Consider the following 14,636-nt stretch of genomic DNA (forward strand, 5'->3'; position numbering starts at 1 on the left):
AACTCCCCGATGCAAGGAGCATCGGCTACCAACATTGTCGCCTCCATCGCCGCCTCCACAATCTGACATTATCGCTTCGACATACGCCAACGACGAAGGTTGCAGAAATGTGGGTACACAGTAGCGCGCAGGCGGGGGTCCATGGCACCTGTGCTCATGGGTGGTATGCCCCCCGCCTGCGCGGGAGAGACGGTGGTATTGGCGACGTTCAGCGCTGGTGCATGCTGGCCGGTCGGGACGTAAAAAAGCCGCGTACACCCTGGCGGGTGAACACGGCTTTTTCCACCATGGCGCCGGCCTGGAGACCGGCGCAAACAGCGCATCTTAATGGTTGTGCAGGAAGCTCTTGAGCTTGTCCGAACGCGACGGCTGGCGCAGCTTGCTCATCGCTTTCGCTTCGATCTGGCGAATCCGCTCGCGCGTGACGTCGAACTGCTTGCCCACTTCTTCCAGGGTGTGGTCGTTCGACATCTCGACACCGTAGCGCATACGCAACACTTTTGCTTCGCGCGGGGTCAGCGAATCGAGCACTTCCTTGATCACATTGCGCATCGAGGCGTGCAATGCGGCGTCCAGCGGCGCCAGGGTGGCGTTGTCTTCGATGAAGTCGCCCAGTTGTGAATCGCCATCTTCGCCCATCGGCGTTTCCATCGAAATCGGCTCTTTGGCGATCTTCATGATCTCGCGAACCTTGTTCTCCGGCATTTCCATCTTCAGGGCCAGGGTCGCCAGGTCCGGCTCGCTGCCGGTTTCCTGCATGATCTGGCGCGAAATACGGTTCATCTTGTTGATCGTTTCGATCATGTGCACCGGCACGCGGATGGTGCGCGCCATGTCCGCGATCGAACGCGTGATCGCCTGGCGGATCCACCAGGTTGCATACGTCGAGAATTTGTAGCCGCGACGATATTCGAACTTGTCGACCGCTTTCAGCAGGCCGATATTGCCCTCCTGGATCAGATCGAGGAATTGCAGGCCGCGGTTGATGTACTTCTTGGCGATCGAAATCACCAGGCGCAAGTTGGCAACCGTCATCTCGCGCTTGGCGTGACGCGCACGCTTTTCGCCGGCGGCCATCTGCTTGTTGATCTTGCGCAGGTCGGCCAGCGGCAATGCCACGCGCGCTTGCAGGTCGATCATGCGCTGTTGCAGTTCCTTGATCGCCGGAACGTTACGGCTCAGCACCACGCTGTACGGATAGGCGCAGTCGACTTCGCGGTCGACCCAGGCCAGGTCCGTCTCGTTGCCCGGGAAAACCTTGATGAAGTGGGCGCGCGGCATGCCGCAGCGGTCCACGCAGATCGCCAGCACGGCTTTTTCGATATGGCGCACTTCATCCATCTGGCCGCGCAGCGTGTCGCACAGCTTTTCGACGACCTTGGCGGTGAAGCGGATGCCGAGCAGCTCGTTCGAGATGACTTCCTGCGCCTTGACGTAGTTCTTGGTGCCGTAGCCATCTTTCTCGAAGGCCTTGGCCATCTTGTCGAATTCGGTTTCGATGATCTTGAACTTGTCGAGCGCGTTCTTGCGCAGCTGGACCAGCTGTTCGGCCGAGAAACCAGCCGCGCCGCCATTGGCGTCGCCGTCTTCTTCCTCGACTTCTTCTTCCTCTTCTTCGTCATCTTCCGACGGCGCGGCGTGCACTACCGGCGCGGCCGGGGCCGAGCTCTCGTTGTGATCGACGAAACCGTCCACCACTTCGTCGACCTTGAGGTCGTCGTTGGCGATCTTGTGCGACAGCGCGATGATTTCGGCGATCGTTGTCGGGCAGGCCGAAATGGCCTGGACCATGTCTTTCAGGCCGCCCTCGATGCGCTTGGCGATTTCGATCTCGCCTTCGCGCGTGAGCAGCGCGACCGCGCCCATTTCGCGCATGTACATGCGGACCGGATCGGTGGTGCGGCCGAAGTCGGAGTCGACCGTCGACAGCGCCGTGGCCGCAGCCGCTTCGACTTCGTCGTCGCTGGTGGCGGTGGCGACCGTATCGGTCAGCAGCATCATTTCGGCGTCCGGCGCGCGCTCGTAGACCGCGATGCCCATGTCGTTGAAGGTGGCGATGATGCCTTCGACCGCTTCCGGATCGATGATGTTTTCCGGCAGTTGATCGTTGATCTCGGCGTAGGTCAGGTAGCCGCGCTCCTTGCCCATGTTGATCAGGTTCTTGATCTGCTGGCGCCGGCGTTCCATATCCGCTTCAGAAGCTTTTGGATCGGCGGCCAGCATGCCGTTCACGCCACCCTTGGCTTTGCGTTCCTTGGCTTTCGAGACCGCTTTCAGTTCGGCGCGCTCGACCGCGTTGAGCGCGGCGACTTCGTCGTTTTCCGGCGTGAATTCGCTCGGTTTACGGCCGCGGCGGCCCGGTACCTTGACCGATGGCAGCAAGTAGCCGGAGGTATCGATCGCGGCCAGCGCGGCCGCGTCGGTGGTCTGGCTGACGGCCTGGCCGGCGGTCTGGATCATGGTCGGTTCCGGGTCCATCTTCTTGACCGCAGTGCGCGCTTTGGGCGCCACTTTCATGCCAGGCACCAGGTCGGCATCGACCCCGGCGACCAGGTCGGGGCGCACGGCCAGCTTGGAGCGCTTGCGCACCACCACCGGCACGGCGGCGCCGTCGGCGGCCGGCGCGGACGCCAGCATGGTCTCGGCGCTGTAGGCGCCTGCGTCCTGGACCGCGTCCTGGACCGCATCCTGGGTGATTGCGGCAGGCGTGCCCACCTCGACCAGCTCGACCGGATCGGCGGCAGCCATCACCGCAGCCAGGCGCGAACCCTTCTTGACCACCGTGACCTTGGCCGCCGCTTCCGTTTCGAGGAAGTAGGAGGTTGCGGTTTTCGGTACGGCCAGTTGGGCACTGCTCTTGCGCGGCGCTTTGGTGGCGGTCAGGGTCAAGGTCTTCGCGGTGTTCTTCATTAAAACTCCAGTCAATAATCCACCCGGGCCCGGCGTACCGTGCTCGATGGAACGTGTATCAGGATGGCCCTAGCTAAGGGCGATGTAGCCGAATTGCAAGCACGACCGGATGCATCGATGGCCCTGTTGGGCGTACCCCGTGCGGGGGTGCTGTGGTGCGTGTGCTATGATCAAAATGGCGCTGTGCATGGCGGAACGAAAAAAAACCCGTGGCAAAACGGGCTTGAATCTATTTTCAGATGAAGAACAGAGGAGACAGTCACCATTATGCACCACGGAGAGATATCGCGATAATTGATATATCGAATACCAGATATAAGCCAAAGATATAATCTTGGCCGATACCGCCGGTGCCGGGACGCCCTCTTCCAACTGGCTGAACCTTCTGCGCTTCGTCAACCCGCGCGCAGGACAAGAGGAGCATTATACACGATTCCCCGGTCTTCCGCGCATGCGCGCAACGTCCAAAAGCGAATAAAATCCGCGCACGCGCCTATGGCCGCATGCTATCCTTCCGGTTCCAGCTCTTACAATGAAGTCAATGAATACAACTAGTCTTGCCGCCGAGTCCGCGGACGTTCCTGTCACCGCCCCGGCTAACGCACCGGCTACCGTGTCGGATACCGCTCCGGCTACCGCTCCGGCTACCGCTACCGCCCCGGCACCCGCGCAAAGCGCGCGCTCCCTGCTCAAGCAATTGCAACAACAGTTCCCTGCTTTCCGCGATTGCCTGCCCCTGGCTATCGGCATCGACAAGCAACTGCTGGCGCGCATTCCCGGCCTCGACCGCAAGGCCATGCGCGCCGCGCTGGGCATCCACACCGGATCCCTGCGCTACCTGCGCGCGATGGAAAAAGCCACGGTGCGCTACGACCTCGACGGCGTTGCCGGCGCGGAAGTGACCGACATCCACCGCACCCACGCCAAAGAAACCTTGCAGCAGCGCTTCAAGAAAGAAGCCGAGCGCAAGAAGGCCGAACGCGACGCCGCCCAGGCCGACGAAGCGAACCGCCTGCGCCAGGAAAAGCTGCTCCAGCTCGCCTCCAAGTTCTCGCGCAACGGTTGATTTCCGCCGCAATGACGAGCGATCCGGACGCGCTGCTGCCGCCTTACGACGGCATCACGATGGCCAAGGTGCGCATGGTCCGCTCCGAACAGGATGCGGCCGAGGCGCTGGCGGCGCTCTCTTCCACGGACGTGCTTGGCTTCGATACCGAATCGAAGCCGACCTTCCTCAAGGGAGAGCAGTCGACCGGCCCGCACCTGGTGCAGCTGGCAACCGACGAGCTTGCTTACCTGTTCCAGATCGGCGGCAAACCTGCCGGGGCGGCCGTCGAGGTGATCAAGGCCGTGCTCGAATCGACCACCATCCTCAAGGTGGGTTTCGGTTTGAAGGATGACATCCTGCGCCTGCAAAGCAAGCTCGGCATCGGCACCCACAACGTGCTCGACCTGTCGAACGCGCTGCGCAAGGGCGAGCGCAACACCCTGGGCGCCAAGACCGCGGTAGCGCGTTTCTTCGGCCAGAAGCTGCAAAAATCCAAGAAGATCACCACCACCAACTGGTCCTTGCCGCGTCTGAGCGACAAGCAGATCCTGTACGCCGCCGACGATGCGCATGTGGCCTTGCGCGTGTACCGGCGCTGGCGTTCGGACCAGGCGGCGGCCAAGGCCGCCACCTGAGCATCCGGCCTGGCGGCGCCCGGCGGTCGCCCCATTCCCTGTCTATTTGGCCCAGTTACTGACCTGGTAAATTTCCTTCTCGCTTTTGTCGAGGCGGCGCAGCGACAGCGGTTCGCGGATCGTGGTCATCGCGTATTTGGGGTTGACTATATCCATATGCGCATGTGAGAGCAGGATCAGCGGCCGGCCCATGGTATCGAGCAGCACGTTATCGGTCTTGTAGACGCACTCCTCGCGTAAATCGAGAGGCTGATTGGTATTCAATACCCCGGCTGACTTCGGCAGGCAGCGCAACTCGACCTTATTCACCGTGCGCGGCTCGGTATGACGAGGCGTGCCTGTATCCGGCTTGGACGCGTAAGGCGATTTCGGCGGCAGATCGGTCATGTCTTTCACCTTGCCGTTCACGATCGAGGTCGACTTGCCGCCATGCCGGATCTGCACCAGGACTTCTTTGCGGGTGCGCAGGCTGTACGCGCAGCCATTCTCCGGGACCATCTCGCCTTTCTCCTCGCCACCAAGCCGCTCGGTGATCACCACGGTCGAGCTGCCGTTGCCAATCCAGGTCTCCCGCTCATCCATGTAATCGGCGGGGGCCACCGGAAACGGCTTGACCGGCATGTTGCTCAACTTGGCAAACTCGACGCAAGAGAGGTAGGCAGCGTCGTGCATCATCTTGAGCGCCTGGTTCGGTGGTTCCTCGCGCTGGAGCAACACCACTTCCCAACTGGCCCCTTGCCCCGATCCGGCGGAGGCGGCAGGTGCATCCGCGCCCGGCGCCGGCGACGCCGCATCCGGCGACTTGCCGCACGCGGCCAGCAGGGCGCAGGCGAGCAGGGAAAAAGAAAGCAAACGATGCGTCATGGAAGTTATCATTCTATATAGGAAAAACCGGATTCTACCCTATAATGATGCCAACTACACAATACATTGCTGCGCCTGCACCTCGTCGCACACCCTGGCCAGAGCCTCGATCTCGATCAAGGTTTGCGGCGACGCCAGCGAGGCGACGCCAATACCGGTCAGCGCCGGACGCGATGCGCCGAAGTATTTGCTCATGATCGGCGCCAGTATCTCCATATAGTCGCCCAGTTCGCCGCGCACATACACGCGCAGTTGCAGCACATTGCCTGTTGACGAACCCGCCGCATCGAGCACCGTCAACAGGTTCTGCAAGGCGCTCTCGGCCTGCTCTGCGATGCCGCCGTGTCTGACCTGGTAATGCGTATCCCAATCGACCTGCCCCGATACAAAGACAAGCCCACTGCCGCTATCGACCGCAGCCTGCGACATGCCGAACGGTGCGCCGTCATACAAGGCGGCGGGATTGATTTGTTTGATACGCATGAACGACCTCGCTGAAAGAGAATGAGGCCGCAGTATGCGGGCGCGCCGCCCGGCTATCAACCGAGGCGCGCTTGTAAGCGATACAAGCGAACGCATGGTCAGATCGACAGCAGGCGCACCCTCTCCAGCAGCCAGCGCAGGAAGGGATCGTTGTTCGCGCTTGGGTGGTAGGCCGCCACGACTTCGTAGCCGGGCGGGTATTTTTCCAGCGGGATGTCGAACAAGCCATCGCAGGGCAGCAGGCGGGTTGGGATGAAGCCGACCATGCTTGACTGCTTCAGATAATCCATCGCCATGAAAAACGATGGCGCCGACAGCACCACCTTGCGGCGCAAGCCCTGCCGCTCGAACCAGGTATCCGCCGATCCCTTGAAGCTGCCGATGCCGGGCGAGGTGATGATAAAGTCGTAGTCGACCACCTGATCGAGCGCCATCACGCCGCCGGCGAGCATGGCTTGGTCGGCCGACACGCAGCGGTACTGTTCGATGAACAGCGGCTCGGAGATCAGCCCTACCGGCACGTAACCGTCGGAGGTGAACGCCATGTCAATCTCGCCGCGCTGCATTTTTTGCGTCAGATGATTGACCTCGATGCCGCTGACAATGATTTTCACCTTCGGCGCCAACTCGCGCAACTCGCGCAGCAGCGGGCCGACGATGACTTTTTGCGTATAGTCGGTGGCGCAGATGGCCAGCGTGCGTTCGATCTGCGCCGGCGTGACCGAGCCGGGCGGCGGAATGGCGCTGATGTGTGCCAGCACCTGCCCGATATGCGGCTCGATCAAGCGCGCGTAAGGCGTGGCCGCCATGCCGTGCCCGGTGCGCACGAACAGCGGGTCGCGCAACAGCGCGCGCAGTTTCTTCAATTGCAGGCTGATCGCCTGCTGCGACACGCCCATATTCTCGGCCGCCGCCGACAGCGTGCCGTGCTTGTACAAGGCAGCGAGCATTCGTAAGTGATTGATCTCCAGCTTGTCGATCATGAACGCCTTTCCTGCCTTTCCCGTGAATGGTCCTGCCCCGCCCTGATCCGCTTTTTCGCCGCGCGCTGCACCTGTCGTGCCCTGCCCCGACGCGCTATGATGCTGTCACCGGTCACCTTATCAGAGAATCATCCATGCGAATCACCCCTACCCGCGCACTTGTACTGGGCGCGCTTGCGTTCGGCACGCTCGCTGCGGCCCCGCTGCATGCGGCCGAGCGTCCCGCCGTGCTGCCGGACACGATGTCGCAGCGCCTGCTGGCCTGCGCCTCCTGCCATGCGAAAAAAGACGTCAACGACGCCTACTTCCCGCGTATTTCCGGCAAACCGGCCGGCTATCTGTACAACCAGCTGCTCAATTTCCGCGAAGGCCGCCGCCAGTATCCGCTGATGACCTACATGGTCGATCACCTGCCCGACGCCTACCTGCACGAGATCGCCGCCCATTTCTCCGCCGAACACTTGCCGCCGCCACCGCCGCAGGCCACCTCGTCCACGCCCGCCGTGCTCGCGCGCGGCCGCCAGCTGGCCCTGCAGGGCGACCCGGCCCTCAAAGTGCCGGCCTGCATCGCCTGCCACGGCGACAAGCTGACCGGCGTGAGCCCGGCGATTCCCGGCCTGGCCGGCTTGCCGCGCGACTATATCAACGCCCAGTTCGGCGCCTGGCGCACCAAGACGCGCCGCACCCACGCACCCGACTGCATGGCCGTCATCACCGAACGCCTCAGCCTGGAAGACGTCAACGCCGTGTCATCCTGGCTCGGCACCCAGCAAGTTGCGCCCGAGGCCCGCCCGGCCGCTACCATCGCGCGCCCCCTGCCGATCAACTGCGGCAGCGCCCCGGACTAAGCCAGGAACCGATCCATGAAAAAGAAAATACTCATCAGCCTGGCGCTGCTGGCCGGCGCGCTTGGCGTGGCCGCAGCCGTCGCCTGGCCGCGCAACGACTTCATCGCCTCCAAGTCACCGGCCGACTTCGCGCCGACCGCCCAGAACATCGCCCGTGGCGCCTATCTGGCCAAGGCCGGCGACTGCATGGCTTGCCACACCGTGCGCGGCGGGGCCGAATACGCCGGCGGGCGCGCCCTGGAAACGCCGTTCGGCAGCCTGGTCGCGCCGAACATCACCTCCGACCGCGAGAGCGGCATCGGCGCCTGGAGCGCCGACGACTTCTGGAACGCACTGCACAACGGCAAGTCACGCGATGGGCGCCTGCTGTATCCGGCCTTCCCGTACACCAATTACACCAAGGTCAGCCGCGCCGATTCGGACGCTCTGTACGCCTTCATGCAGAGCGTTCCCGCGCAAAAGGCGCCGAACCAGCCGCACAAGCTGTCGTTCCCGTATAACCAGCAAATCATGCTGGCCGGCTGGCGCCTGCTGTACTTCAAGCCGGGCGAATACGTGCCGGTCGGCACCCAGAACGCGCAATGGAACCGTGGCGCCTACCTGGTCGAGGGCCTGGGCCACTGCGCCGCCTGCCACAGTACGCGCAACAGCTTCGGCGCCAGCGAGGAAGGCTTGTCGGGCGGACTGATTCCGATGATCGGCTGGTATGCGCCATCGCTCACCTCCGACGCCGAAGCGGGCCTGGGCAGTTGGGAAGTGCCGCACATTGTCGACCTGCTCAAGACCGGCATCTCGCCGCGCGCCACCGTGTTCGGGCCGATGGCCGAAGTGGTGCAGCGCAGCCTGCAGCACCTGGAAACCGGGGATGTGACGGCGATGGCGGTGTATCTGAAGTCGCTGCCGGCCACGCCGGCGCCGGTGATGGAGGCATCCACCGATCCGCGCGTGATCACGGTGCTGGCGCAGGGCAAGAAACTGTATGAGGCGAATTGCATCGAGTGCCACGGCGCCGACGGCAAAGGCTTGCCGCCGCACTATCCGCCGCTGGACGGCAACCGCGCGCTGACCATGAAGGAAGCGGTCAACCCGATCCGCATCGTGCTCAACGGCGGCTTTGCGCCGGGCACGGCCGGCAATCCGCGTCCGTACGGCATGCCGCCGTACAGCCACCTCATGGACGATTATGAAGTCGCTGCCGTGGTGAGCTACCTGCGCAATAGCTGGAGCAACAAGGCGCCGCCGGTGACGGCCTCGGAAGTCAACAAGTACCGGGGCGTGCCGCTCGATTGAGGCCGATTGCGACCGACCTCTACGGCCGCCCCGCATCGAAGCGCGCCGACAGCACGTCGCGGTAATACACCCCGGCCGCGTCGTTGCCGCCGATGACGAACAGGCGCCCGTCCACCTCCACCGCCCCCAGCCCGGCGCGCCCGTTCGGCAACTTGCCGGTGGGCGCAATGCGCCAGCGGCCCAGCGCGTCCGGCAAGCTTTCGTTGCGCTGGACATAGGTATAGTTGATCCAGTTGGCGTAGGCCCCGGTGCCCGGCTGGCCGCCCACGGTCAGCAGCAGCGGCGCCTGCGGCCCTTGCGGCGACGGCACGAACACCGAGGCGTGGCCGTACAAACCCGAGGTCAGGCGCGCGGGCGAGGTTTGCCATGGCGCCAGGGTGCCGTCCGGACGCGGCGCCGCGACCTGCACGTCGTCGTACACATCATGCAAGTCGAGGTCGCCCCAGCCACCGATCGTCACGATGTGCTTGCGCACCGCCAGCGCCTGGGGCGAACTGCGTCCACCTTTCATGTGGAAGTTAGCGGCCTGCCAGGGACCGAGCGCGCAGTCGGCGCCGACTTTGGCGACCTCCACGGTGTCCAGGTGCACTGTGTCAGCGCCGATCTGGGTTACCCCCGCCACCGCATACAAAAACGTGCCCTGCTCGCCGGCAATGGCCAGCAGGCTGTGGTTCGAGCGCGGCGTTTTCAGGCGCGCCGGGCTGGTACTCCAGGCCGACAGGCGGCCATTGGCCTGGATGCGCGCGAACTGGACATCGTCGTAGTAATTGAGCGAGGTCGGCGTCGACGAGCTGCCGCCACCGAGGAACAGGCAGTTGCCGGCCTGCGCCAGCGCCGTTCCCGCGCGCGCTGTGGCAAATGCCGGTTCGACGCTCCACGCGCCGAGGCGGCCGTTGGCCCCGACCCGCGACAGCAGCACGCTGTTGTAGTAAGTCACCACCCCGGTCGCCGCGGTGAACTGGTAGCCGCCGGCAACGTAGACATTCTTTCCGGCATTCGTGACCGCGTGATAGGTGCGCGCTTCCGGCAGCGATGGTTCCGGCTCGAACGGGCAAAAGGCGGGCGCGTCGGGCGGCATCCACGACTGGCGGCAGTCGCTGTGCTGGGCAAACGCGGCGGGGAGGATCAAGGTGGCGAGGAGGGGCGCGTACAGCGGTTTCATGGTCAGCTCCGGTTCGATTCCATGCCGGGATGCGCGGAGGAAAAACTTATCGGGAAGCCTGCTTCACCGGCATGCCTGCAGAAGCGAGCTGCGCATTTTTTACGAGGTGGTTCGTCATCGTAGTACGGGTCGAAGACCCATGATTGATCTGGATCAAGCCAGGGATAGACCGGGCACGTCCTTCGGCCGGCCGGGGGCGTGCGGCACGGCGCTATCGGCCCGGTACAAGACCTGCATAAGCTAATCTGGAATCAATCGTTCGGATACGACGCCAAGCTTGCTAGGATAGGCATGAAAGACTAAGGCAGGAATTCCTGGAGGGCTGCGTGATGGCGATGACAATGTTGGAAGAGAAAGCGGTCCCGGTGTCGAACGTGCGGGACCTCAAGCAAGAACGACAGCGGCGCGCGGCGCGCCGCATGGCGATGCAGGCGATCGCCATGCAACGCGCCTATCCGTATCTGTTCGGTTTTATCAGATACGGTTAACTGCGCGTCACACCGTGCATGACATGACCGGCGAGCCGTTGCAAGTAACCATCATCGGCATACCGAGCTGCATCATTTTTTCCATCAGCTTGCAGCAGCCGTTGAACGCGTCCATGTTCATGCCCTGGCCCGGGGCCATCTGGCACATCATCATGTCGGGCTTCTTGTCGAATTTGACGGTGCACATCATCGACGGCATTACCGCCATCATCATCGGCATCATCATCGGGGTGCCCGCCGGCGACGCAGCGCTGACGCCAATCATGCACATATTGCCTGCTTGAAAAGCCAGCGGCATACCGGCCTGCACCATCATCTCGATCATCTCGCAACTGCCCTGGAAGTCCGCCTTGTCCATGCCCTGGGCAGGCTTGAATTCGCATTCGGTTTTGCCGGCGCTCATTTTCATGGTCATCGTGCACATCATCATCGGCATCATCGGCATCATGGCTTGCATCGGCAAGCCGTTCATGGCGCCCGACATGGGCATCGGCATTTTCATCATCGCTTGCATGGTCATATGAAATCCTCTTTGGTTGGTTAGGAAATTTCTTCCTCGAAACGGAGAGCGACCAGTATAGGAATTGCAATGACAGGGCGTCAACGCATCAGGCCGCTATTGTCTGGCCTGATTGAGTTGAGTCAATGTCCGGAGCGGAAGGGGCGATACGTTTGATCTTGCACAAAGCCAGCGCGCAAAAGAGGCAGGGCAAATGATCGACGACAACGGCAGCCAACCGCCGGCCACCGTCGTGCGTGCGGGCGCCAGCGCGTCCGTACGGCATGCCGCCGTACAGCCACCTCATGGACGATGATGAAGTCGCTGCCGTGGTGAGCCACCTGCGCAATAGCTGGAGCAACAAGGCGCCGCCGGTGACGGCCTCGGAGGTCAACAAGTACCGGGGCGTGCCGCTCGATTGAGGCATTCTCCAGGGCGGGCGCTGGCCCGCCCTTTTAGCGTGACTGGCGGGGTCGGACGCGCATAAACCGGCATCTAAAATCGAGGAACATCCTCGCATAAGATGATATCGAGCGTGCCGCCGAACTCCCTGAGTGATTCCAGATTTCCGATGACCTCGTCAACCAGGTAAAGTGGACCCCACCGTCAAGACAATTTGTACCGGAGTTTAAGCTATGATCATGCCACTGCTTACAGCTGCACAGCGCTGTCCTGGCTTGCTTAATTTCCCACTCCCGCGACGGCAGAATTGATCGCGTCCCGCTCCCGGCAGGGCGGGGCTTGTGGCGGAGCCCCATGCTCCGCCACAGCGCCTGAAGTTACCAACGGTGTGACTGCGGCACTGCCGTATTTGTCCACGATCATCGCGCCGCCGCCCTCGCCACTGGCGTACACCACATCCGGCGTCCGGTAGTTCAACGACTGGTGCGGCCGCTCCTCGTTATAGAAGGCGAAGTAGCGCGTCAGCCCGACCGTCAGGTCACCCATCGTCGCGTATCCGTTCAGGTACACGTCTTCGTGTTTGACGTTACGCCACAGGCGCTCGACGAAGATGTTATCCAGCGCCCGGCCCCGGCCATCCATGCTGATCGCCACGCCTTCCCGCAGCAGCACGCCAGTGAACGCCATGCTCGTGAACTGTACGCCCTGGTCCGTGTTGAAGATGTCCGGCTTGCCGTGACTGATCAACGCTTCTTCCAAGCAGTCCACGCAGGGCGGAGCGTCCATGCTGTTGCTGATGCGCCAGGACAGCACACGCCGCGAGTACCAGTCGATCACCGCCACCAAATACGCAAAGCCGCGTGCCAGCCTGATGTACGTGATGTCGGTGCTCCACACATGGTTGGGCCGGACCACCGCCACGCCGCGCAGCAAGTACGGATAGACTTTGTGCCCAGGATGCCGCACCGTCGTGCTCGGACCGGGCGCCATCCCCACCAGGCCCATCACGCGCATCAGGCGCTGCACCCGCTTGCGGTTCACCAGCCAGCCCTGCCGCAGCAGGATCACTACCATCCGCCGGCTGCCGTAGAACGGGTGCAGGGTGTACTCCTCGTCGATCAACGCGCACAGCGCCAGGTCATCCTCGTCGACGGGCACGGCCACACGCGGCCGATACACCGTGGCCCGCGACACGCTGGCCAGCTCATACTGTCGCGACAGCGGCAGTTTAGGGTCCGGCCCGATCCACCCCAGCCGCACCGCGCCACTTACAGGCCTGACTTTTTTTAAGCCAGTCCAGCTCCATCTTCAGGCGCCCGATCTCGCCAAACAGACGGTCCTTCTTCTCGTGCTCCAGTTCCACCTTGGGACCGCGCTTGCCCTCGAATAACGTGCCGGCGTTCGCCAGGATCTCCTTCTTCCATTGGCTCACCATCACCGGGTGGACGCCGTGCAGCTGGGCGATCTCGTTGACCGTCTTGACCCCGCGTACGGCCTCCAGACCGACCTTCGCCTTGAACTCCGCGCTGTGCACTTTCCGCTTCTTTGTTTCCGTCATTCCCGGCGATCCTCCGTTGAGGACCATAGCTTAAACTGCTGTCTCAAATCGTGGGGCCACTATACTCACCTGGGAGTCAATCCCCAAGATGGCGATCGCCGATAGCCGTGACTGTCTTGGTACAGATCGGCGACTGGTTGACGTAGTGCCGGCGCCAGCACGAAGACTTTGTCAAATCGTAGCTCCACTATCCTGGTTCGAAGCCGCAGCTGACCATGTGGTCACGCAACTCGACCTGCCTGCTCCGGAAGGCTTGGGCGTTACTCTTGATAATGTATTTTATCAAGAGCTCGATTGTTACTTAATTTTTCTTCAGATACAGGCAAAAATACACGAGAGTCCCGACTTAAATTTGGATACGTGGAGGAATAATGACTGTTTATCAATATCATGTCGTATTTTTTTGTGCGAATAGTACGGCAACACAGCGCTCAGGGGCACACCGACACACTGTTTTATACCTTCCTGCAATAGGGGCCTTCAGCTGGGGACAAGTTGATGGGGGTTTTGGTGTGATGGGGCCAGGGACGAGAAGAAGTAGCACACCGGTCCAGCTTAATGCAGGTGTGTACTATCACGAGTCGCAGGGATACGGTCATAGTGTCCTGGTCGGAACAACGGCTGATACGACCGCACCAACAATCACAACGTGGGGAACGACATGGTATGCCGCAAATGAACGTGGAGGCGCATATCCGAGCAACTGTCGAGGCGCAGTTGACAGTTTTCTAGCAAGTTTTGCAGGAGCACCCACGGCTAATAATGCAACAACTCAATTAAACACCCTGTTTGCAGCCTGTCGGTAAAGCTGGCCAACGCCGGCATGAAGGTCGCGATCGCCATCAGCTCGCGGCCCTCTCACCCCGACGCCGCGAACGATCGATCAGGAGGTCTGGTTAATGCGGCACGTGGCCCTCAAGCGTATCTGCAGCTACACCGTCGCGTCGGTCCCTTCTTGATCGTCTGCGAATAGACGAAGTGCATCTGGACAGCCACGCCGGCACCGGACGAGATGCTGGAGACCGAAACGTCGTTAACGCTGACCTTTGTCCAAAGCTAACTCCTGTTGTTTTGCTTAGGGCACCTCGAATTACCGGCAAATAGCGGGTAACTGCCGGGCGTCTCGGACTGCTGTGGTCTAATTTGCTCGGATACCTCAATAGGTGGAAAATCCACCATCTGAGGAGTAATACATGGCAACAAGAAAGCGGAAGACATTCGATCCCAGCCTGAAGCTGGAAGTGGTCAGACCGCAATCCGCCGCTGGCTGACCCAGTACGGGGCTGAGCAGAGCGGCCAGCGGGGCATCGGCAAGCCACTCACTGCCGAGCAGCAGAGTATCCGGCAATTGGAGGCGGAAAATGTGCAGCTTAGACAGGATGTGACTATCTTAAAAAAGGCCTCGGCCTTCTTTGCCCGCGAAATGAAATGATGTATCAGCTCATTGTTCAACTGCAAAAGGAGGC

General features: G+C 61.9%; 11 protein-coding genes and 1 pseudogene. 5 read left to right on the forward strand and 7 right to left on the reverse strand.

What is annotated here, in order from left to right; translation table 11 throughout:
- Positions 1-324: 324 nt before the first annotated feature.
- Positions 325-2,910, reverse strand: coding sequence for an RNA polymerase sigma factor RpoD (rpoD, locus tag F1609_RS33360; protein ID WP_167082149.1), 2,586 nt, complete (start codon positions 2,908-2,910; stop codon positions 325-327).
- A 541-nt stretch (positions 2,911-3,451) separates the two neighbouring features.
- Between rpoD and F1609_RS33365 the strand changes: the two genes are divergently transcribed.
- On the forward strand, positions 3,452-3,976 hold the full coding sequence (locus tag F1609_RS33365; protein WP_167082151.1) for a ProQ/FINO family protein: 525 nt from the start codon (positions 3,452-3,454) through the stop codon (positions 3,974-3,976).
- 11 nt (positions 3,977-3,987) lie between these two features.
- Positions 3,988-4,593, forward strand: a complete 606-nt coding sequence (locus F1609_RS33370; protein WP_167082153.1) for a 3'-5' exonuclease — start codon at positions 3,988-3,990, stop codon at positions 4,591-4,593.
- A gap of 42 nt (positions 4,594-4,635) precedes the next feature.
- On the opposite strand, the gene F1609_RS33375 is transcribed toward F1609_RS33370, so the two are convergent.
- The 3 genes from F1609_RS33375 to F1609_RS33385 all read right to left on the reverse strand — a co-directional run bounded on the left by F1609_RS33375 (position 4,636) and on the right by F1609_RS33385 (position 6,923).
- The gene (locus F1609_RS33375; RefSeq protein ID WP_167082147.1) at positions 4,636-5,457 is read right to left on the reverse strand and encodes a hypothetical protein; all 822 of its coding nucleotides are present in this window, start codon (positions 5,455-5,457) and stop codon (positions 4,636-4,638) included.
- A 54-nt stretch (positions 5,458-5,511) separates the two neighbouring features.
- A complete protein-coding gene (locus F1609_RS33380; RefSeq protein ID WP_167082155.1) occupies positions 5,512-5,940 on the reverse strand; it encodes a RidA family protein in 429 nt (142 codons plus the stop codon).
- A gap of 98 nt (positions 5,941-6,038) precedes the next feature.
- Positions 6,039-6,923, reverse strand: a complete 885-nt coding sequence (locus F1609_RS33385) for a LysR family transcriptional regulator (RefSeq protein ID WP_167082157.1) — start codon at positions 6,921-6,923, stop codon at positions 6,039-6,041.
- A gap of 134 nt (positions 6,924-7,057) precedes the next feature.
- Between F1609_RS33385 and F1609_RS33390 the strand changes: the two genes are divergently transcribed.
- Together F1609_RS33390 and F1609_RS33395 are read left to right on the forward strand one after the other, a co-directional pair.
- Complete coding sequence (locus tag F1609_RS33390; RefSeq protein WP_167082159.1) at positions 7,058-7,771, forward strand: c-type cytochrome; 714 nt, start codon at positions 7,058-7,060, stop codon at positions 7,769-7,771.
- Positions 7,772-7,786: 15 nt separating this feature from the next.
- Positions 7,787-9,061: a c-type cytochrome gene (locus tag F1609_RS33395; RefSeq protein ID WP_167082161.1), complete on the forward strand. Its 1,275-nt coding sequence runs from the start codon at positions 7,787-7,789 to the stop codon at positions 9,059-9,061.
- 19 nt (positions 9,062-9,080) lie between these two features.
- Here F1609_RS33395 and F1609_RS33400 read toward each other — a convergent pair whose 3' ends face one another.
- Entirely contained in the window at positions 9,081-10,223 is a 1,143-nt protein-coding gene (locus tag F1609_RS33400; RefSeq protein WP_167082163.1) for a Kelch repeat-containing protein, read from the reverse strand.
- A 326-nt stretch (positions 10,224-10,549) separates the two neighbouring features.
- Between F1609_RS33400 and F1609_RS33405 the strand changes: the two genes are divergently transcribed.
- Entirely contained in the window at positions 10,550-10,711 is a 162-nt protein-coding gene (locus tag F1609_RS33405; RefSeq protein ID WP_167082165.1) for a hypothetical protein, read from the forward strand.
- Between the two features lie 7 nt (positions 10,712-10,718).
- Here the strand turns inward: F1609_RS33405 and F1609_RS33410 are convergent, their stop codons facing one another.
- Positions 10,719-11,231, reverse strand: coding sequence for a hypothetical protein (locus F1609_RS33410; RefSeq protein ID WP_196785524.1), 513 nt, complete (start codon positions 11,229-11,231; stop codon positions 10,719-10,721).
- A 777-nt stretch (positions 11,232-12,008) separates the two neighbouring features.
- A pseudogene (locus F1609_RS33420) lies at positions 12,009-13,170 on the reverse strand (IS3 family transposase); the annotation flags it as partial.
- Between the last annotated feature and the right edge of the window lie 1,466 nt (positions 13,171-14,636).

This window comes from Massilia aquatica, assembly GCF_011682045.1.
Taxonomy (GTDB): Bacteria; Pseudomonadota; Gammaproteobacteria; order Burkholderiales; family Burkholderiaceae_D; genus Telluria_A; species Telluria_A aquatica.